At 72.8% G+C, this 18,920-nt stretch carries 20 protein-coding genes; 4 read left to right on the plus strand and 16 right to left on the minus strand.

Going from position 1 to position 18,920, the window contains the following annotated elements:
• Positions 1 to 120: 120 nt before the first annotated feature.
• Positions 121 to 324, minus strand: coding sequence for a hypothetical protein (locus H297_RS0100295; RefSeq protein ID WP_027735411.1), 204 nt, complete (start codon positions 322 to 324; stop codon positions 121 to 123).
• 311 nt (positions 325 to 635) lie between these two features.
• Positions 636 to 956 (minus strand): acylphosphatase, encoded by a 321-nt coding sequence (locus tag H297_RS0100300; protein ID WP_486589396.1) that lies wholly within the window; start codon positions 954 to 956, stop codon positions 636 to 638.
• Positions 957 to 1,230: 274 nt separating this feature from the next.
• On the opposite strand from H297_RS0100300, the gene H297_RS0100305 reads away from it, so the two are divergent.
• On the plus strand, positions 1,231 to 2,145 hold the full coding sequence (locus H297_RS0100305) for a CAP domain-containing protein (protein WP_027735413.1): 915 nt from the start codon (positions 1,231 to 1,233) through the stop codon (positions 2,143 to 2,145).
• A gap of 43 nt (positions 2,146 to 2,188) precedes the next feature.
• Here H297_RS0100305 and mutM read toward each other — a convergent pair whose 3' ends face one another.
• From mutM to H297_RS0100350, 9 genes are all read right to left on the minus strand, one after another.
• A complete protein-coding gene (mutM, locus tag H297_RS0100310) occupies positions 2,189 to 3,058 on the minus strand; it encodes a bifunctional DNA-formamidopyrimidine glycosylase/DNA-(apurinic or apyrimidinic site) lyase (RefSeq protein WP_027735414.1) in 870 nt (289 codons plus the stop codon).
• Positions 3,059 to 3,521: 463 nt separating this feature from the next.
• On the minus strand, positions 3,522 to 4,448 hold the full coding sequence (gene rnc, locus H297_RS33690; RefSeq protein ID WP_078513642.1) for a ribonuclease III: 927 nt from the start codon (positions 4,446 to 4,448) through the stop codon (positions 3,522 to 3,524).
• A gap of 19 nt (positions 4,449 to 4,467) precedes the next feature.
• Positions 4,468 to 4,641, minus strand: coding sequence for a 50S ribosomal protein L32 (gene rpmF / locus H297_RS0100320; RefSeq protein ID WP_016470089.1), 174 nt, complete (start codon positions 4,639 to 4,641; stop codon positions 4,468 to 4,470).
• Positions 4,642 to 4,643: 2 nt separating this feature from the next.
• Positions 4,644 to 5,201 carry a YceD family protein gene (locus H297_RS0100325; RefSeq protein WP_486589353.1) on the minus strand — a complete coding sequence of 186 codons (558 nt, stop codon included), beginning with the start codon at positions 5,199 to 5,201 and terminating at the stop codon, positions 4,644 to 4,646.
• Positions 5,202 to 5,388: 187 nt separating this feature from the next.
• Positions 5,389 to 6,564, minus strand: a complete 1,176-nt coding sequence (locus H297_RS0100330; RefSeq protein ID WP_027735416.1) for a hypothetical protein — start codon at positions 6,562 to 6,564, stop codon at positions 5,389 to 5,391.
• A gap of 72 nt (positions 6,565 to 6,636) precedes the next feature.
• On the minus strand, positions 6,637 to 7,116 hold the full coding sequence (gene coaD / locus H297_RS0100335; protein WP_027735417.1) for a pantetheine-phosphate adenylyltransferase: 480 nt from the start codon (positions 7,114 to 7,116) through the stop codon (positions 6,637 to 6,639).
• Between the two features lie 44 nt (positions 7,117 to 7,160).
• A complete protein-coding gene (gene rsmD / locus H297_RS0100340) occupies positions 7,161 to 7,772 on the minus strand; it encodes a 16S rRNA (guanine(966)-N(2))-methyltransferase RsmD (RefSeq protein ID WP_027735418.1) in 612 nt (203 codons plus the stop codon).
• A 113-nt stretch (positions 7,773 to 7,885) separates the two neighbouring features.
• Positions 7,886 to 10,117: an ATP-dependent DNA helicase RecG gene (recG, locus tag H297_RS0100345; RefSeq protein ID WP_486589397.1), complete on the minus strand. Its 2,232-nt coding sequence runs from the start codon at positions 10,115 to 10,117 to the stop codon at positions 7,886 to 7,888.
• Between the two features lie 205 nt (positions 10,118 to 10,322).
• Complete coding sequence (locus H297_RS0100350) at positions 10,323 to 12,008, minus strand: DAK2 domain-containing protein (protein ID WP_027735420.1); 1,686 nt, start codon at positions 12,006 to 12,008, stop codon at positions 10,323 to 10,325.
• 296 nt (positions 12,009 to 12,304) lie between these two features.
• Here H297_RS0100350 and rpmB point away from each other — a divergent pair, with 296 nt between their 5' ends.
• Positions 12,305 to 12,490 carry a 50S ribosomal protein L28 gene (gene rpmB / locus H297_RS0100355; RefSeq protein ID WP_016470082.1) on the plus strand — a complete coding sequence of 62 codons (186 nt, stop codon included), beginning with the start codon at positions 12,305 to 12,307 and terminating at the stop codon, positions 12,488 to 12,490.
• A 185-nt stretch (positions 12,491 to 12,675) separates the two neighbouring features.
• Here rpmB and thiD read toward each other — a convergent pair whose 3' ends face one another.
• Together thiD and H297_RS0100365 are read right to left on the minus strand one after the other, a co-directional pair.
• Positions 12,676 to 13,500, minus strand: coding sequence for a bifunctional hydroxymethylpyrimidine kinase/phosphomethylpyrimidine kinase (gene thiD / locus H297_RS0100360; protein ID WP_051351375.1), 825 nt, complete (start codon positions 13,498 to 13,500; stop codon positions 12,676 to 12,678).
• Positions 13,501 to 13,514: 14 nt separating this feature from the next.
• A complete protein-coding gene (locus H297_RS0100365; protein ID WP_078513644.1) occupies positions 13,515 to 14,570 on the minus strand; it encodes a thiamine-phosphate kinase in 1,056 nt (351 codons plus the stop codon).
• 198 nt (positions 14,571 to 14,768) lie between these two features.
• Here H297_RS0100365 and H297_RS0100370 point away from each other — a divergent pair, with 198 nt between their 5' ends.
• Positions 14,769 to 15,002 (plus strand): Lrp/AsnC family transcriptional regulator, encoded by a 234-nt coding sequence (locus H297_RS0100370; RefSeq protein ID WP_016470079.1) that lies wholly within the window; start codon positions 14,769 to 14,771, stop codon positions 15,000 to 15,002.
• Positions 15,003 to 15,022: 20 nt separating this feature from the next.
• A complete protein-coding gene (locus H297_RS0100375; protein WP_486589354.1) occupies positions 15,023 to 15,538 on the plus strand; it encodes a DUF3515 domain-containing protein in 516 nt (171 codons plus the stop codon).
• A 52-nt stretch (positions 15,539 to 15,590) separates the two neighbouring features.
• On the opposite strand, the gene H297_RS0100380 is transcribed toward H297_RS0100375, so the two are convergent.
• The 3 genes from H297_RS0100380 to H297_RS0100390 form a co-directional block, all read right to left on the minus strand.
• Positions 15,591 to 16,727 (minus strand): D-alanine--D-alanine ligase family protein, encoded by a 1,137-nt coding sequence (locus H297_RS0100380; RefSeq protein WP_027735424.1) that lies wholly within the window; start codon positions 16,725 to 16,727, stop codon positions 15,591 to 15,593.
• A 140-nt stretch (positions 16,728 to 16,867) separates the two neighbouring features.
• Positions 16,868 to 17,956 carry an NAD(P)H-dependent glycerol-3-phosphate dehydrogenase gene (locus H297_RS33695; protein WP_486589355.1) on the minus strand — a complete coding sequence of 363 codons (1,089 nt, stop codon included), beginning with the start codon at positions 17,954 to 17,956 and terminating at the stop codon, positions 16,868 to 16,870.
• Positions 17,953 to 18,804 (minus strand): lysophospholipid acyltransferase family protein, encoded by an 852-nt coding sequence (locus H297_RS0100390; protein ID WP_027735425.1) that lies wholly within the window; start codon positions 18,802 to 18,804, stop codon positions 17,953 to 17,955. The genes H297_RS33695 and H297_RS0100390 overlap by 4 nt, the downstream gene beginning before the upstream one ends.
• Between the last annotated feature and the right edge of the window lie 116 nt (positions 18,805 to 18,920).

Raw genomic sequence — 18,920 nt, forward strand, 5'->3', positions numbered from 1 at the left:
TAACGAAGTGCACTTCGACCGCAGGGCGGCATCAGGGCAAAAGCAAAGGGACGCCGAAGCGTCCCTTACAGATTTCCGAGTACGGCTGGCCTGCTCAGCCTTCCCGGCCCGAGGGGCCGGTCAGGTCAGCGCGGGCTCGGCCGTCGTCACGTCGATGTCGTCGAACACCGCGTCACGCCGGGCGGCGGCGGACAGAGCGTCGTTCTCGGCCTGCATCCGTACGAGTTCGGATTCCAGGTCCTGGACACGCTGCTGCAGCCGTCGCATCTCGGCGAGCATTCGGGGGTCGTAGCCGCCGACGTGACCGAGAAGCGCCTTTGCCATGATGGATGGTCCTCCACACTGAGTGACCGACCGTGGTCTGGTGGGTCGTGAGGGAATCGCACCGTTGAGGGTCTGTTCTGGACTTTTACTGAAGAATCTTCGATCAAACAGCTCAGGTGCGCGGGGATTCCAGGGTCTCACCAAAAGGTTTGACGGTCAACACGATCACACGTCGTGCCCCGGGGTGTGCCTCGACTCGACGGCGACCGGCGCCGGAGCAGGCTGCCCTCCGGGGGCTGCGAGGAAGATCCACCACGCTGACTCGTTGCGGCAGCTTTGCACGCCACGGCCCGAATGGCAACCGTTGTGGATCACCGGATCGCGAAGCCGCGGTAGCCGCCGCGGGGTGTGTCCCAGATCTCGGTGACGCCGTCCACGCGACCGGGCGTGTCACCGCTGCGCAGCCACTCCAGCAACTGATCGCAGTCGGCGCGGGTACCCTCCGCCACGATCTGCACCCGCCCGTCGCCCAGATTGAGGGCGAAGCCGACGAGCCGCCCGATGCGCAGCGCCGCAGCGCGGGTGAACCAGCGGAAGCCGACCCCCTGCACCTCGCCGCGCACCCAGGCGGTCATCCGTGCGGGCTCCTGCGGCCGCTCGCCGGTCGACTGGCCCGGTACCTGCCCGTGCACCACGGGAAGGTCGGCGGGCTCATGATCCGGTCCTGCGCTGCTCCCGGGCTCCTGCTCCCGTGCGCGCAGCGTTCCGTCCGTGCTGTCGTCGGTCGGGTTGATGGCAACCATGCCACGCACGCTATCCGGACAATTCCCGAGCGGACACATCCGCCCCCGTGCGGATGCCGTACATTGCCCGGCAACTCTCTTCACACGCTCCGCACACTTCGGGCGGCGGAGGGGGTGAACCGTCAGTCCGCCGTGACCGCCGAGCAACGTGAGGACAGCACAGATGGGCCGCCATCGACGCGCTACCCCCACCCCGTCCGCCCCGACGGAAGCCCCCGCCGCACAGCACGGCGCGGCGCCACGCGGGGCCCGGCGGCGCGGCGGCAGCCCCCACCGGCGCACCAAGGCTCCCGTACGGACGGGCCTGCTGGGCGCCTCCGCGGCGCTGGCGATGGGTGCCGTCGCCGTGGCCTCGGGCCTGGTGCCCGCCCCCGGCGGGCTGGGCCCGGAGGACGGCCGGGTCCGGGCCGACCGGACGGAGGGCGCGGAGTCGCCCGCGATATCCGGCACCCCCTCGGACACGTCCACCTCCTCACCGTCCGAGGACGAGGGCGGACAGACCCGCAGCCCGAGTGCACGGCCCTCCTCCTCGGCAGGCCACTCCTCGTCGGCTCCGCGCACGAGCCCTTCCCCCTCGCGCTCGGCAGGCGGCGCGGAGCGGGAGGGCGGGCAGCGGCACAGCTCGCCGGACGACCGGGCCCGCGACCGCAGGGAGCCGGCCCACGCCGGTTCCGGCGGCGGCACGGCCGTCGCCGACCAGGAGAGCGCCGCCGAACAGGAGGTCCTCACGCTGGTCAACCAGGAGCGCGCGGAGCAGGGCTGCCGTCCCGTCCGCGCCGACGGCGACCTGGCGGCACTGGCGGGCAACCACAGCGAGGACATGGCCCGGCGCGGCTTCTTCTCGCACACCTCGCCCGACGGCAACAGCCCCTGGGACCGCGCGGAGGCTGCCGGGGTCGACGACCTGGGCGGCGAGAACATCGCCCGGGGCCAGGCCAACGCGCGCTCCGTCATGGACTCCTGGATGAACAGTCCGGGGCACCGCGCCAACATCCTCAACTGCGACTACCGCACCCTGGGCGTGGGCGCCCACTTCGCCGAGGGCGGGCCCTGGTGGACGCAGGACTTCGGGTTCTGAGACCCGTCTGCGGGGCCGTCGGGCGGGAGCGTGCCGCCCGACGTCACGCCCGCGTGGGGCGGGGGCGTGGGGCCCGCTGGCAGCGGGGGCAGAAGTAGCTGGAGCGGTTCATCCACGCGCTGCGGCGCATCGGGGTGCCGCAGCGGCGGCAGGGCTCGTCCTGGCGGCCGTAGGCGTCCAGGGAGCGCTCGAAGTAGCCGGACCGGCCGTTGACGTTCACGTACAGGCTGTCGAAGCTGGTGCCGCCGGCTGCCAGTGCGGCCGTCATCACGTCCCGCACGTGGCCGATCAGCTCGGTGGTCTGCGGGCGGGTCAGCGTCGCGGTGGGGCGGTCGTAGTGCAGACGGGCGCGCCAGAGCGCCTCGTCGGCGTAGATGTTGCCGACGCCGCTGATCAGGGACTGGTCCAGCAGGGCACGCTTGACCGTGGTGCGGCGGCGGCGCAGAGCGGCGTGGAACGCGTCCTGGTCGAACGCGGGGTCGAGGGGGTCGCGGGCGATGTGGGCGATGACGTCGGGGAGCCCGTCCTCGACCGCCGGGTGCAGCGAGAGCCCGCCGAAGGTGCGCTGGTCGACGAAGCGCAGCTCGCCCTCGTCCGTGTCCTCGAAGGTGAAGCGGATCCGCAGGTGCCGCTCATCGGGCGCGGTGGCGGGCTGGACGAGGAGCTGCCCGCTCATTCCCAGGTGGGCCAGGACGGCATGCGCTCCGTCGTCGACGGGCAGCCACAGGTACTTGCCGCGCCGCCTGGCCGGCCCGATCCGGCGGCCCGCGAGACGGGCGGTGAAGTCCAGCGGTCCGGCGGCGTGACGCCGGATGGCGCGGGGATGCAGCACGTGGGCCGTGGTGACCGTCCGGCCGCTGACCCAGCGCTCCAGGCCACGGCGGACGACCTCGACTTCCGGCAGCTCGGGCACGGCTCCTCCAGCGATCGGGCCCCGCGCTCACCGGGGCGGCACCACCAGCGGCCACCCCCGGCGGGGCAGCCGTTTGCACGTCAGCAGCACGCATTTCGGGGCGCGGAGCGGTCCGCCGCCGGACGAGCCCCCTTCCGACGCGCACCGGCACGACCCGCGCCGACCGCGGCCGGTGTTCCGGCGGCCGGTCGTGGCCACGGCCCGCGCCCGCACGCCCACCCGGAAACGTCCAGCCGCGACCGGCGCCCACCGATTCGGTGTCGCAGACGTGACCCGACCACGCGCCCACCAGCACGACGCGCGCCCCGGCCGACAGCACTGCCGCACCACGTCGGACGTTGCAGCCGACAACAGCGCTCCGCACCACGGCACACACCGCAGAAAGGACGCCTTCGGGGCGGCAGGCGAGCGCCCGCCGACCGCGCCACTGTCCCAGTGGGACAGATGCTGCGATCGGCGCGCGTCAGTGGGGAGCGGCGGTGTCTTCGTCCAGCTCGCCGCGCTGAACGTCCGGCGCGGGTGTGTCCGCACCGTCCCGGGACTGCTCCGGGGCGGCCGTCCCACCGCGGTCGGCGGAGGGCTGCCCGGTCTCCCCGGGGTTGCCGGTCTCGCCTCCGGACGCCGCGGCAGCAGTCTCGCTGCGGGCCGAGATGGCGCGCCAGGCGGTCTCGGCGGCCTGCTGCTCGGCCTCCTTCTTGCTGCGTCCTGTGCCGGTGCCGTACGCGACACCACCGACGCGGGCAGCAGCCGTGAAGGTCTTCTCGTGATCAGGACCGGTCTCGGAGACCAGGTACTCGGGGACGCCGAGGCTCTCTGCGGCCGTCAGCTCCTGGAGGCTCGTCTTCCAGTCGAGGCCGGCGCCGAGGCTGGAGGAGCGCTCGATCAGCGGGTCGAAGAGGCGGTGCACCAGTTCGGACGCCGCTTCCAGCTCCTGGTCGAGGTAGACGGCGCCGATGACCGCCTCCAGTGTGTCGGCGAGGATGGAGGCCTTGTCACGGCCGCCGGTGCCCTCCTCGCCCCGGCCCAGACGGATGAACGCGCCCAGGTCGAGACCGCGCGCGACACCCGCCAGCGCACGCGAGTTGACCACCGCGGCCCGCAGCTTGGCGAGCTGCCCCTCCGGAAGGTCGGGATGCATCCGGTAGAGGGTGTCGGTGACGACCAGCCCGAGGACCGAGTCGCCGAGGAACTCCAGGCGCTCGTTGGTGGGCAGGCCGCCGTTCTCGTACGCGTAGCTGCGGTGCGTCAGCGCACGCACCAGAAGGGCGGACTCCAGCTTGTAGCCGAGCCGCCCTTCCAGGACCGCGTGGGACGAGGCCGCGTCCACCAGCTCCGCCGAATCCCCTCCCTTCGCGGGAGCGGCGTTCTTCGGTGTACCGGCACTGGACATGAAGCCTGTCACCCGCCGATCAGACCTCGAGGACCTGACGCTTGTTGTAGGTGCCGCAGCTCGGGCACGCGATGTGCTGCTGCTTGGGCTCGCGGCAACGCTCGCACTTCACCAGGGTGGGGACCGCAGCCTTCCACTGCGACCGGCGGTGGCGCGTGTTGCTGCGCGACATCTTCCGCTTCGGAACAGCCACGGCTACTTCTCCTGTGAGTCATCCCCGTCGGCGCGGGGCTCGTTGTCCTGCTCGCCGTCCTTGATGGATTCAGCGAGTCCCTGCAGTGCCGCCCACCGGATGTCGACGGCATCTTCGTGCGCGTGGTCGGGCTCGTCCGCCAGCTTGGCCCCGCAGTCGGGGCACAGGCCGGGGCAGTCCGCGCGGCACACCGGCTGCAGCGGCAGTGCGAGCACCACCGCGTCGCGCAGCACGGGTTCGAGGTCGAACAGGTCGCCCTCGAGGAAGAACGTCTCCTCGTCGGCCTCGTCCTCGTCGGGTTCCGCCACAGGGCGGCCCCGCTCGTCGGCCTCGGGGTAGGAGAACATCTCCTGGAAGTCCGCTTCGACACTCTGGTCGAGCGGCTCCAGACACCTTACGCACTCCCCGGTGAGCGGTGCACGGGCGGTGCCCGTCACGAGCACCCCCTCCATGACCGACTCCAGTCTGAGATCGAGGTCGATCGTGGCGCCGTCGGGCACCTTGATGAACTCGACGCCCAGGTCACCGGGGGACTCCACCTCGCGGGTCAGCCGCTTCATCGCACCAGGACGTCGCCCCAGCTCGCGCGTATCGAACACGAGGGGGGAGCGGGCGTCGAGGGGGGCGTTCAGGGCGTCCTGCTTTCTACGGGTGGGGCTGTGGCCGCACGTATCCACGGCCGAAGAGACAGGATACTTGACGGCTCCCCCATGACCCAATCCGAGCCCGGTGGGGTGGGGGAACCGGTCAGCCGCCCTGCCCGTGCCGCTGTTCGTAGGCGCGGACCTGCTCGATGTCGATCATGCTGGTGTCGAACAGGCTCGTCTCGTCCAGTTGGACCTGCTGCTGGTGGGCCTGCTGCTCGTAGGAGTGCTGCTGGGGCAGCTGGGCATGCTGCGGCTGCTGGGCGTAGTACGGGTCCTGCTGCTGGCCGTAACCGTAGGGATCCTGCTGCTGGGCGTAGTAGCCGCCGTGCTGTGCGTAGGCGCCGTAGGGGTCGTGCTGCGGACCGCCCACGTCGTACGGCTGCTGCGGCATCTGCTGCCCGTAGTAGGGGTCCGCGGCGACGGGTGCGGACTGCGGCTGCGGCGGGATGTGCGGGGCCTGCGGTGGTGCGGCGGCGTGCGGCCCGCCGTGGGCGTGCGGCGGGAGGGAGCCGTCGGCGCCGGGGGCACCGGCGGCCGCGGCCGGGTCGGCGGTGGCGAGGCCCGCCAGGTAGTCGGCGTCGCTGGTGTGCGCCGCGTAACCCTCGCCTCCGTCCTGCGCGGCCATGTGCGCGGCCAGCTCGTCGACGGGCTCGTGGCCGCGCAGCTTGAGGCGGCCCCGGCCGACGGCCTCCAGCGTCTTGGCCAGCACCGCCGAGACCGAGCCGAGCCGGGCCTCCACGTAGCTGTCCGCACGGCGCTGCAGCTCGCGCGGGTCCGCGGTCCGCTCGGGTGCGTCCTCGGCGTACGCCTCGTTCCACTCCTCCGCGCCCGGGCCGCTGCCCAGCAGCTTCTCGCGGCCCCGGTCGACCGAGCCGATGGTCTTGGAGAGGACCACCTCGAAGTTGGCGAGCTTGCTGTCGACGTAGTCGTCCGCCTCGACGCGGATCTCCTCGGCCTCCCGGCGGGCCTCGGCCAGGATGCGGTCCGCCTCCTGCTGGGCGTGGCGGGCGACCTCCGTACCGGTGACCAGGGAAGCGCGCTCGGCCTGCGCCGTCTCGATGATGCGCTGCGCCTCCTGATGGGCGTCGGCGACCACCTGTTCCCGGCCTCCGAGGACTTCGCGCGCCTCGGCGAGCGAGCCCGGCAGCGCCTGGCGCATGTCCTCCAGCATGGCGAGGAGTTCGGCGCGGTTCACCACGCAGGAGGCGGACATGGGCATCGAGCGCGCGCCGTCGACGGTCGCCACGATCTCGTCGAGTTTCTGCTGTACGTCCACGAGGGTGACTGTACGACCCGTCAGGGCCGGCTCGTCACCTCTTCCGCGGGTCGCCTCCCCCGCGGGCGGGTGTCAGGGCTTGCTCAACCGCTCGGCGAGCGCGCTGCCCACGGCCTCGGGCACCAGGTGGGAGACGTCACCGCCCCAGGCGGCGACCTCCTTGACGAGGCTGGAGGAGAGGAAGCTGTAGGTCGGGTTGGTCGGCACGAAGAGCGTCTCGACACCGGAGAGGCCGTTGTTCATCTGCGCCATCTGCAACTCGTAGTCGAAGTCGCTGACCGCACGCAGGCCCTTGACGATGGCGGGGATGTCCCGCTCCTTGCAGAAGTCGACGAGGAGCCCGTGGAAGGCCTCGACCCGTACGTTGCCGAAGGCCTCGGTGACGCGCTGGATCAGCTCGATCCGCTCGTCCACCGTGAAGAGGCCCTGCTTGGACTTGTTGATCATCACGGCGACATGGACCGTGTCGTACAGCCGGGAAGCGCGCTCGATGATGTCGAGGTGGCCATTGGTGATGGGGTCGAAGGACCCCGGACAGACGGCGCGACGCACGGGCACTTCCTCGCTCTCCTCACGGGCGGGCCGCAGGCCCTGCCTCACAGGTGATCTCGACATGACGCGGGAGTAACTTCTCGCGCGGCGGCGCGACCGTACCAAAGCGTCCCTTCGCCGTAGCGACGGGACCGCAGCCCCTCGAAACCCTCCGGCCAGGCGAAATCACCGCCCCTGGTGCTGCGCTCCACGGTGGCCAGGGCATCGTCGGCCAGCCAGTGTCCGGCACGGAGTGTGAGCAGTATCTCCCTGAGATCGTCGTCGGAGACGGCGTACGGCGGGTCGAGGAAGACCAGGTCGTACGGGGACCGCGGCGGTTCCCCCGCCACGACCTGGGCCGCCTTGCCCGGGCGCACCTCGGCTCCGGGCAGCCCCAGAGCGCGCACGTTCTGCTTGATGGTGCGCAGTGCCTTGGGATCGGTCTCGACGAGCAGGGCGTGCGCCGCGCCTCGCGACAGGGCCTCCAGGCCGACCGCGCCGGAACCCGCGTACGCGTCCAGCACCCGCAGCCCGCGCCAGGCGGCGGCGCCACCGAGCTGGGCCTCCCAGCTGGAGAAGAGCCCCTCGCGGGCCCGGTCGGAGGTCGGACGGGTACCGGTGCCCGGCGGCACGGCCAACTGCCGACCGCCTGCGGCTCCGGCGATGACGCGGGTCATGGGTGCGGGGTCCTTCGCAGTGGTCGGGGGTACGGGCGGGGCACCGGCCCCGGTGGAGAGGATTTCATGCCCCGCGCGCTCCCTCCACGTGTCCCCGTCCGCCGCACCCCGGTTCATCCCTTGTCCAGATACTCCTCGCGCTCCGCGTCCAGCAGTGCGTCCAGCGCCGTGCGCAGCTCAGGGTGGTCCGCCAGCTCGGGGTCGGTGGCCACCAGCGCCGCGGCCTCGTCGCGGGCCGCGGCGATGATGTCCTCGTCCTCGATGACGGCGAGCATCCGCAGGGAGGAGCGGACACCGGACTGGGCCTGGCCCAGCACGTCGCCCTCGCGGCGCTGTTCGAGGTCGATGCGGGAGAGCTCGAAGCCGTCGAGGGTGGCGGCGACGGCCTCCAGGCGGGTCCGCGCGGGGCCGGCCTGCGGCGCGTCGGTGACCAGCAGGCACAGCCCGGGCGCCGAGCCGCGGCCGACGCGACCGCGCAACTGGTGGAGCTGGGAGACGCCGAACCGGTCGGCGTCCATCACGACCATGCCGGTGGCGTTGGGCACGTTGACGCCGACCTCGATGACGGTGGTGGCGACCAGCACGTCGACCTCGCCGGCAGCGAAGCGCCGCATCACCTCGTCCTTCACCTCGGGCTGCATCCGCCCGTGCAGGGGCTCGACCCGCAGACCGGCCAACGGCCCGGCCGCCAGTTGCGCGGCGACGTCGAGGACGGCAAGCGGGGGCCGTTGCTCGGCGCCGTCCTCCTCCCCCGCCTCGGGGCCGCCGTCGAGCTCTTCCTCGTCGACGGGGCGCTTCCCGCGGGCACCCGCGCCCTTCCCGCCCGCCTTGCCCGCCTCGCCCGTTCCGTCTGGTTTTCCCGACCCGTCTGCGGCGTCGCCGATCCGGGGGCAGACGACGTACGTCTGGTGCCCCGCCTCGGCCTCCTCCCGTACGCGCTCCCAGGCGCGGGCGAGGAAGTGCGGCTTGTCCTGGGCGGGGACCACGTGGGTGGCGATCGGAGAGCGTCCGGCGGGGAGTTGGTCCAGGACGGAGGTCTCCAGATCGCCGAAGACGGTCATGGCGACGGTGCGCGGGATGGGCGTCGCCGTCATCACCAGCAGGTGCGGCGGCTGCTTGCCCTTGGAGCGGAGCGCGTCGCGCTGCTCGACACCGAAACGGTGCTGCTCGTCCACCACGACCAGGCCCAGGTCGTGGAAGGTGACCTTGTCCTCGATCAGCGCGTGGGTGCCCACCACGATCCCGGCCTCCCCGGTGACCAGGTCCAGCAGGGCCTGGCGGCGGGCCGCGGCGCCCATCGAGCCGGTCAGCAGCACCACTTTGGTGCCTTGTTCGGCGCCGCCCAGCATCCCGCCCTCCGCCAGCTCGCCCATCATCTCGGTGACGGAGCGGTGGTGCTGCTGGGCGAGGACCTCGGTGGGGGCGAGCATCGCGGCCTGACCGCCCGCGTCGACGGTGGCGAGCATGGCCCGCAGCGCCACCAGCGTCTTGCCGGAGCCGACCTCGCCCTGCAGGAGCCGGTGCATGGGGTGTTCGGTGGCCAGGTCGGCGAAGATCTCGCGGCCGACCTTCTGCTGGCCGTCGGTCAGGGTGAACGGCAACCGCGCGTCGAAGGCCTCCAGCAGTCCGCCGGGCACCGGGCGGCGGGGCACCGCGGGCAGCTCGCTCTCCTTGGCACGGCGCCGGGCCAGAGCGACCTGAAGGACGAATGCCTCGTCCCACTTGAGCCGGGAACGGGCCTGGGAGATGTCCGCCCTGGTGCGCGGGCGGTGCACCTTCTCGAAGGCCTCGGGAAGCGGGACGAGCCCCCGCTGGGTGCGCAGCGCCTCGGGCAGCGGGTCGCTCAGGCCCCGCCAGCCGGTGGCCTCCAGGGCGGTCAGCAGCGTGGCCACCGACTGCTCGATGCTCCAGGAGGAGAGCTGCCGACACGCCGGGTAGAGGGGCAGCAGCGCGTTGGCGAACCGCTCCACCGTCTCCTGTCCGCTCTCCTCGTCCAGCAGCTTGTAGTCGGGGTGGGAGAGCTGGAGCTTGCGGTTGAAGACTCCGACCTTGCCGGCGAACATGCCGCGCTTGCCGGGCAGCAGCTCCCGCTGGTGGTAGTGGACGGAGCGGCCGAAGAAGACGAGCTGGAGCCGGCCGCTGCCGTCGGTCAGCGTGACCTCCAGGCGCTGCCCCTTGCCCCGGTTGAACTTGTGCACACGCGCGTCGTGGATCCGGGCGACCACGGTCACGTGCTCGTCCAGCGGCAGCTCGGACAGCCGGGTCAGCTCCCCGCGTTCGGCGTACCGGCGCGGGTAGTGGTGCAGCAGGTCGCCGACCGTGTGCAGGCCGAGATGCTCGGCCATGGCCTTGGCGGTGTTGCCGCCGAGCAGCGTCTTGAGCGGCTCCTGGAGCGGTTCGCTTGGCGTCGTTTCTGTCGAGGGCACGCCTCCATACTGGCGGACGGTTGTGACAGCGCCCGTGTCACTCGCAGAGCTCCCGTGTCACGCCCGGGCCCGACCGCCACGTGCGGACGCTTCCGGCCGGGCGGCGGACGGGTGCCGGCAGCGGCTATTCGACGCCGATGAGCAGCGGCGCGTCGTGCTGCCGCCCCTCGTGGACCACGGTGTCGACGGCGAGGTGCCCGGCCCGGACGTACGCCTCCAGTTCGGCGGCCAGGCCCTCGGGGGCGTCCGCACCGAGGACGAGGGTGACCAGCTCTCCTCCGGGCGCCAGCATCCGGTCGAGCAGCTCCTTGGCGACCTGCGGGGTGCCCTCCCCGATGAGGGCGACGTCGCCCTCGACGAGCCCGAGCACGTCCCCGGCCTGACAGACCCCTGCGCTGGTCCACGCCTGGCGGGCGGCGTGCGTCACCTCCCCGTACCGGGTCGCACCGGCGGCCGAGGTCATCGTGACGACGTCCTCGTCGAAGCGGCGGTCCGGCTGGTGCACGGCGAGGGCGGCCAGCCCCTGGACGGCGGCCCGGGTGGGGATGACGGCGCACCGGATGCCCTCCGCGCGGGCGGCGTCGGCGGCGCGCGCCGCGACAGCGTGCAGCTCCGTCCCGTTGGGCAGCAGCGCCACTTCGGCCGCTCCGGCCGCGCGTACCACCGCGAGCAGCGCGTCCTGGCGGGCGGCGTCGGCGGCGGGCAGGGTGCGCGCCCCGGCCTCGCGGCACAGCCCCGCCAGCCCCTCCCCGGGCACGACGGCGACGACGGCCCGGCCGTCGGCGGCAGCGGGCGGCGCCGGGCACGCGGTCGCGTCCTCGTACGGCGTGGGACGGGCCGTGGGCAGGTGGGTGATGCGGATGCGGTACGGACGGCCGACGGCCAGCCCCGCCTCCACGGCCGCCCCGGCATCGGCCACATGGACGTGCACGCTCCACAGCCCCTCGCCACCGCCGACGACGAGGGAGTCACCGAGCGGGTCGAGCCGTTCGCGGAGCGTCTCGGCGGTGCCGGGGTCGTCGGCCTCCAGCAGGTACATGACCTCGAACTCGGGCCGGGGCCCCGGGCCAGACTCCGGACGGGGCCCCGCACCAGGCTCCGGACGGGGGTCCGCACCAGGCTCCGGACGGGGGTCCGCACCAGGCTCCGGACGGGGGTCCGCTCCGGGGCCGACGGGAGCGCCCGCGGGCCTCGGTCCAGCGCCGGACCCGGTGCCGTCGGGCGCCGGGTCCGGTGCCTGCTCCCCCAGCGCCGTCCACAGGGCGCCCAGCAGAACGGTGAGCCCGTACGCGCCGGCGTCCACGACTCCGGCACCGGAGAGCACGGCGAGCTGCCCCGGGGTGGCGCTGAGCGCCTCGTGCGCGGCGGCGGCCGGGTCACCGCCGGCCTCGGCGGCGTCGGCGGCAGCCGCGGCGACCGTCAGCACCGTGCCCTCGACCGGGTGCGCGACCGCGGCATGCGCGGCCTGAGCGGCGCTCCGCAGCGTTGCGCCGATGTCGCCCCCGGCCGAGAGGCCCCGCGCCATCCCCCGCAGGTACTCGGCCAGAATGGCGCCCGAGTTCCCCCGGGCGGCCTGCAGCGCCGCCCGGCCCATGGCCCGCAGCACCTCGGCACCGGTCGTCCCGGCGAGCCCCTCCTCGGGGACCGCCGCCACCGCGGCCTCGAAGGTGAGGCAGAGGTTGGTACCGGTGTCACCGTCGGCGACCGGGAAGACGTTGATGGCGTCCATGTGCGCACAGTGAGCGCGCAGCGCCTCCCGTCCCAGGCAGCTCCAGCGGCGTACCGCGGCGGCGTCGAGCGGTTGCGGCACGTGCGGGGCCTCCTTCGGTGGACGTTCCACGGGACCCGGGGGGTGGCCCGCTCGGCCGCGACCCGGGGCGCCGTGTTGCCGGAAGGCTAGTGCGCTCCTCGGCGGAATCCCAGGTCGGGGGCGGGGTGGACAGCCCTGGTTTCCGTGTTCGAGACCGGCCGTTGTATGCTGCTCCGGTTGCCTTATCCGGATGGTCTGATCCGGTCGGCGACGTCCCTCCCTGGCGCGTCCGGTCACTTGTGATCCCGCGTGGCCGGGATTCACCGTACGTGTATCTGAAGTCTTTGGAGTGACCCGTGGCTGCGAACTGCGACGTCTGCGGCAAGGGGCCGGAGTTCGGCAACAACATCTCCCACTCGCACCGCCGCACCCGCCGTCGCTGGAACCCGAACATCCAGCGCGTGCGTGCCGTGGTCGGCGGGACGCCGAAGCGCCTCAACGCCTGCACCTCGTGCATCAAGGCCGGCAAGGTCTCGCGCTGACGTCACCGACGTAACCGCGCGGCCCCACGCCGAGCAGAACGACAGAACCGGCCCGCTCACAGCGGGCCGGTTCTCTGCGTCCGGGGCCGTCTTCGAAGACATTCCCGTACCGGTTGCCGGGGCGGCCCCTTGCCGGGGCGGGCCGCTCCTCCGAGCCGTCCGTCGCCGTCCGGTGACGAGAACGCTCAGCGCGTCCCGAGCCGCCAGCCGTGGTCCACGGGGCCGAGTCCGGCGCCCAGGGGGAAGCCGGCGGCGATGGCGCCCGTCACGTACTCCTTGGCGGCGCGCGCCGCAGCCGGCACGTCGAGCCCCTGGGCGAGCGAGGCGGCCAGGGCGCTGGCCAGGGTGCAGCCGGTGCCGTGGGTGTGCCGGTTGTCGTGGCGGGGGGCGCGCAGCCAGTGTTCCTCGCTGCCGTCGGTGAGCAGGTCGACGGCCTCGCCGGGCAGGTGGCCGCCCTTGATGAGCGCCCAGCGCGGCCCGTGGGCGAGCACGGCGACCGCGGCCCGACGCAGCCCCTCCTCGTCGGTGACCCGCACGCCGGTGAGCTGGGTGACCTCGTCCAGGTTGGGGGTGACGACGGTGGCGGTGGGCAGCAGCTTCGTCCGCACGGAGTCCACGGCGTCGGCGGCCAGCAGCGAGTTCCCGTGCTTGGAGACGCCCACGGGGTCGACGACGACCGGCGCGGAGGTGGCGGCCAGCAGGTCGGCGACGGTCTCCACCAGCGCGGCCGAGGCGAGCATCCCCGTCTTGACGGCCTGCACACCGATGTCGTCCACGACGCTGCGGTACTGCGCGCGTACGGCCTCCACCGGGAGCTCCCAATACCCCTGGACACCGAGCGAGTTCTGAGCGGTGACGGCGGCGATCACGCTCATGCCGTGGGTGCCCAGGGCAAGCATGGTCTTCAGGTCGGCCTGGATGCCGGCGCCGCCGCCGGAGTCGGACCCGGCGACGGTCAGCACCAGGGGCGGCCGCCCATGAGTGCCACGGGTGGAGTTCACATCGTCCATGGCCTCGACGGTACTCAGCCCTCCACGTCGTCCGAGAAGTGGTCCCACCCGGCGGTCCGCGTCCAGGGGGCGCCGTCCACGGTCACGTGCGGCAGCGCGGAGGGGGCGAGCACCTCGCCGATGACGCGCCAGCGGGCGGGGAGCTTCTGCTCGCGGGGGAAGGTGGCCACGATGGCGTGGTCCTCACCGCCGGTGAGCACCCACTGGAGGGGGTCGACGCCGACGGCCTGGCCGATGTCGGACATCTGCGCGGGCACGTCCAGGTCGGCGGAGCGGATGTCGATGCGGACCTTGCTGGCCTCCGCGATGTGCCCGAGGTCGGCCACCAGCCCGTCGCTGACGTCGATCATGGCGGTGGCGCCGAGCCCGGCGGCGGCCGGGCCCGCGTGGTAAGGGGGTTCGGGGCGGCGGTGGGCCTCGACGAAGGCGCGCGGGGAGCGGAACCCACGGGAGAGCACGGCGTGTCCGGCGGCGGACCAGCCGAGCCAGCCGGTGACGGCCACCACGTCGCCCGCTCCGGCGCCGGAGCGGGCGACCGGCTCGGTGTTGCGCAGGTCGCCGAGGGCGGTGACCGAGACGGCGATGCTGTCGCCGCGTACCACGTCGCCGCCGACGACGGCCGCGGAGGCGACCTGGGCCTCGTCCCGGATACCGTCCATCAGTTCGGTCGGCCAGTTGGCGGGCAGGTCCAGCGGGACGATCAGACCGAGCAGCAGGGCGGTGGGGTAGGCACCCATGGCCGCGATGTCGGCCATGTTCTGGGCGGCGGCCTTGCGGCCCACGTCGTAGGCGGTGGACCAGTCGCGGCGGAAGTGCCGCCCTTCGAGCAGGACGTCGGTGGTGGCGACGACCCGCCGGTCCGGCGCCGCCACGACGGCGGCGTCGTCACCGGGGCCGATCCGCACGGCGGTCGAGGAGGGCAGTCGGGAGGTCAGCTCCCGGATCAGCCCGAACTCCCCCAACTCCCCCACGGTGCCCTTGGTCCGTTCCCGTGCCGGCCCGTGCCCGTAGGGGGCGTCCGCGCCGGAGGGTGAAGCCCCGGGCGCGGTGCCGCCGTTCAGATCACGCATTGCTCTGCCCCATTTCGCTGCTGTCGTTCGTCCCGCACCCGGTCTCGTGCGAGGGCCCCGCACGTCGCCGAGGCGGATCGCTGAAGTGCTGTCTCGGCGCCACGAGGACGGCCCGGCGGTCTCCCGACGGCCGCAGCGACGCGGTACGGTGGCGTCTCTCTCGCCCCGCATGATCCTCGTGGCCCCCTGGGAGGTTCCGTGGTACAGGCGTACGTCTTGATTCAGACCGAAGTCGGCAAGGCCTCGACCGTTGCCGAGATCGTCTCCAAGATCCCTGGCGTGATCCAGGCCGAGGATGTAACGGGTCCATACGATGTGATCCTGCGGGCCCAGGCCGACACGATGGACGACCTCGGGCGCATGGTGGTCGCCAAGGTCCAGCAGGCGGAGGGCATCACCCGCACCCTCACCTGCCCGATCGTGCACCTGTAGGCCCCCCGTATGCTCGCCCGGTGAGCATCCGACGCCGGGCATCCCCGATGTCCCCTCCCGCCCGTCACCTCGCTGTCTGCGGCCTGCTGGCCGCTCTCACCTCCGCCTGCTCCCTCGTCGGCGGCACCGGCCCCGCGGCCCCCCATCCCTCCGGCAAGACCGCGCGGGCCTGCCGGGCTCTGCACAAGACGCTGCCCGACAAGGTCGACGGGCAGCACCGCGGGGAGACCGACCCCGTCTCGGACTACACCGCCGCCTGGGGCGACCCCGCGATCGAACTGCGCTGCGGCATACCGCGGCCGGCGAAGCTCACGCCCGGCAACGAAGAGTACAACCCCACCGCGCCCGCAGCGGAGGTGAACGGGGTCTCCTGGCTGATGGAGAAGCAGGACGACGGCTACCGCTTCGTCACCACCGACTACAGCGCCTACGTCGAACTGACCGTCCCCCACCACTACGCGCCCGAAGTCGGCGCGCTGTCCGACCTCGGCGACGCCGTCAAGCGCACGGTGCCGAAGAGGAAGGACAAGCGCTGAGCGCCTCGGTCCGGTCCGCGGCCGGACAGCGCGCCCGGCAGCAGGGGAACGCTCAGCGCAGCCCCGTGGACCGGTGCAGCGCCGCCTGGATGAGGCGGTCCACCAGCTCGGGGTAGCTCACGCCGCTCTCCTGCCACATGCGCGGGTACATGGAGATCGGCGTGAAGCCCGGCATGGTGTTGATCTCGTTGATGACGAACTCGCCGTCCTCACCGAGGAAGAAGTCGGCCCTGACCAGCCCCTCGCAGGAGGCCGCTTCGAAGGCCTGCACGGCCAGTTCACGCACCCGGTCCGTCTGCTGCCCGGTCAGCGGCGCCGGGACGATCCCGGAGGCCGAGTCGATGTACTTGGCCTCGAAGTCGTAGAAGTCGTGGTCGCTGACCGGCGGGATCTCGGCGGGCACGCTGGCCCGCGGGCCGTCCTCGAACTCCAGGACGCCGCACTCGATCTCCCGGCCGCGCAGCAGCGACTCCACGATGATCTTCGGGTCGTGGCGCCGCGCCGTCTCGACCGCCTCGTCGAGCCCGCCCAGTTCCTCGACCTTGGTGATGCCCATCGAGGAACCGGCCCGCGCGGGCTTGACGAAGACCGGCCAGCCCTGTTCGGAGGCGAAGTCGACGACCTTCTTGCGGGCCGCCGCCGGGTCCGTCTCCCACTCGCGCGGGCGGACGGTGACGTAGGGGCCGACCGGCAGTCCGAAGGAGAGGAAGATCCGCTTCATGTACTCCTTGTCCATGCCGACTGCGCTGGAGAGCACGCCGGAGCCCACGTACGGCACTCCGGCCAGGTCCAGCAGCCCCTGCAGGGTGCCGTCCTCGCCGTAGGGGCCGTGCAGGACGGGGAAGACCACGTCGATCTCGCCGAGTGCCTTGGGCACCTGGCCCGGCTCGGTGTGCACGACCTCGCGGCTGCCGGGCGTCAGCGGCAGCAGGACCCCGCCGGTGTCCGACTCGGACAGGTCCGCCACGGTGGGCAGGCTGCGGCCCTCGATGGCCATACGGTCCGGGTCGTCGGCGGCCAGCGCCCAGCGGCCGTCGGCGGTGATGCCGATGGGCAGCACCTCGTACTTGTCGCGGTCGATGGCGCCCAGCACCGCACCGGCCGTCAGGACGGAGATCTGGTGCTCTGAGTTGCGGCCGCCGAAGACGACGGCGACTCGGGGCTTGGGGGCGGGGCTCTGGCTGCTCATATCGCTGGGACTTTACCGCGTCGGGGGCGCGCCGCCGAGGCGCACGCCCCCGTGGCGCACGGGCGTCGCCGCACGGGCCGGACGCCGGGCCCGCACAGACCGGGCAACGGGTCCGGCAGGGGCTCAGGGACCGCGAGCGCTCAGGCCCGCTCGGGTTTGGCGCTGCGGGACATCAGCTCCTTGAGCGCCACGTGCGGAGACTTGCCCTCGTGGACGATGCCCACGACGGTCTGCGTGATCGGCATCTCCACACCGTGCCGGCGGGCCAGGTCCAGCACGGACTCGCAGGACTTGACGCCCTCCGCGGTCTGCCGGGTGACCGCGATCGTCTCCTCCAGGGTCATCCCCCGGCCGAGGTTGGTGCCGAAGGTGTGGTTGCGGGACAGCGGGGAGGAGCAGGTGGCCACCAGATCCCCCATGCCGGCCAGCCCCGCGAAGGTGTGCGCCTCGGCGCCCATGGCCAGCCCGAGACGGGTGGTCTCGGCCAGGCCGCGGGTGATCAGCGAGGCCTTGGAGTTGTCGCCCAGACCCATCCCGTCGGCGATGCCCACGGCGAGCGCGATGACGTTCTTCACGGCGCCGCCCAGCTCGCAACCGACCACGTCGGTGCTGGTGTAGGGGCGGAAGTACGGCGTGTGGCAGGCGTGCTGCAGCGCCTGGGCCGCCTCCTCGTCCGTGCAGGCGGCGACCGCCGCGGCCGGCTGCCGGGCGGCGATCTCCGTGGCGAGGTTGGGGCCGGTCAGCACGGCGACCCGCTCGGCGGGAACATCGGCCACCTCCTCGATCACCTCGCTCATCCGCTTGGCCGTGCCGAGTTCGACGCCCTTCATCAGGGAGACCAGCACGGTGCCGGGGTGGAGCAGTCCGCGCCAGGACTCCAGGTTGGCGCGGAGCGTCTGGGACGGTACCGACAGCACGGTGAACGCGGCGTCCCGCGCGGCCTCGGCGGGGTCGGTGGTGGCCCGCACCCGGTCCGGGAGTTCCAGGTCGGCGTGGTAGCCGGGGTTGCGGCGTGTGGAGTTGATCGCCTCGACGACCTCCGGCCGCCGGCCCCACAGGGTGACCCGGCACCCGGCGTCGGCGAGCACCGTGGCGAAGGCGGTACCCCAGGAGCCGGTACCGAAGACGGCGGCCTTCCTCCGAGGTTCGACAGCGCGCGCCCCGGTGGTCGCCCCGCCTCCCGCGGAAGCGGGCTCCTCCCCGGCCGGATCCGGCTGGCTGGGCCTCACGCGTTCTTCTCTCCCTCTGCCGCCTCGGCCGCGGCCGGAGCCGGGCCGCTCGCCTGCTGCTGCTCGTCCGCCGCACCCGTTCCGGCGTCCCCACCGGGGACGCGCTGGTCCCGCTTGCGGGCGGCGGCCTTGCGCAGGTCGTACCGCTCGCCGGGTGCGGACTCGCCGCGGATGTCGGCGAGCTGTTCGGTGACCGCGTCCATCATGACGTCCGTGACCTGGCGGAGCACCTCGGCGGTGGGCTCGCGGTCGTAGAACGCCGACAGGTCGACAGGCGGCCCGGCCTGCACGGTGAGGGTCTTGCGGGGGAAGAGCCGCAGTTTCTTCTCCCTGGCGTACGGCGGCATGGCCAGGTTGGCGCCCCACTGGGCGACGGGCACCACGGGCGCCCTGGTCAGCAGGGCGACGCGGGCGGCGCCGGTCTTGCCGGCCATCGGCCACATCTGCGGGTCCCGGGTGAGGGTGCCCTCCGGGTAGAAGGCGACGCACTCGCCCTTCTCGATCGCCTCCACGGCCGCGCGGAAGGCACCGACCGCGTCGGTGGACTCGCGGTAGACGGGGATCTGGCCGGTGCCCCGCATCACGGCGCCGACGAAGCCGCCCTTGAACAGGCCGACCTTGGCCAGGAAGCGGGGGACCCGGCCGGTGTTGTACTGGTAGTGCGCGTAGGAGAGCGGGTCGAGATACGAGTTGTGGTTGACGACGGTGATGAAGCCGCCGTCGCGCGGAATGTTCTCCGTACCGCGCCAGTCCCGCTTGAAGAGGAGGATCAGCGGCGGTTTCGCCAGGAACGCGGCGAGCCGGTACCAGAAGCCGACCTTCCTGCGTTTACCGTCACTCCCCGGCATCGCGCGCCCCCTTGCTCCCGGTGGTCCCGGCGCTCCCGCCGTTCCCCGCATGTGGGGCCGGTGGTCTCGGGGTTGCTCCCGGTGCGGGCACGATGAGGCGGGACACCCGGACACCA

It is taken from the genome of Streptomyces sp. CNT360, from assembly GCF_000424785.1.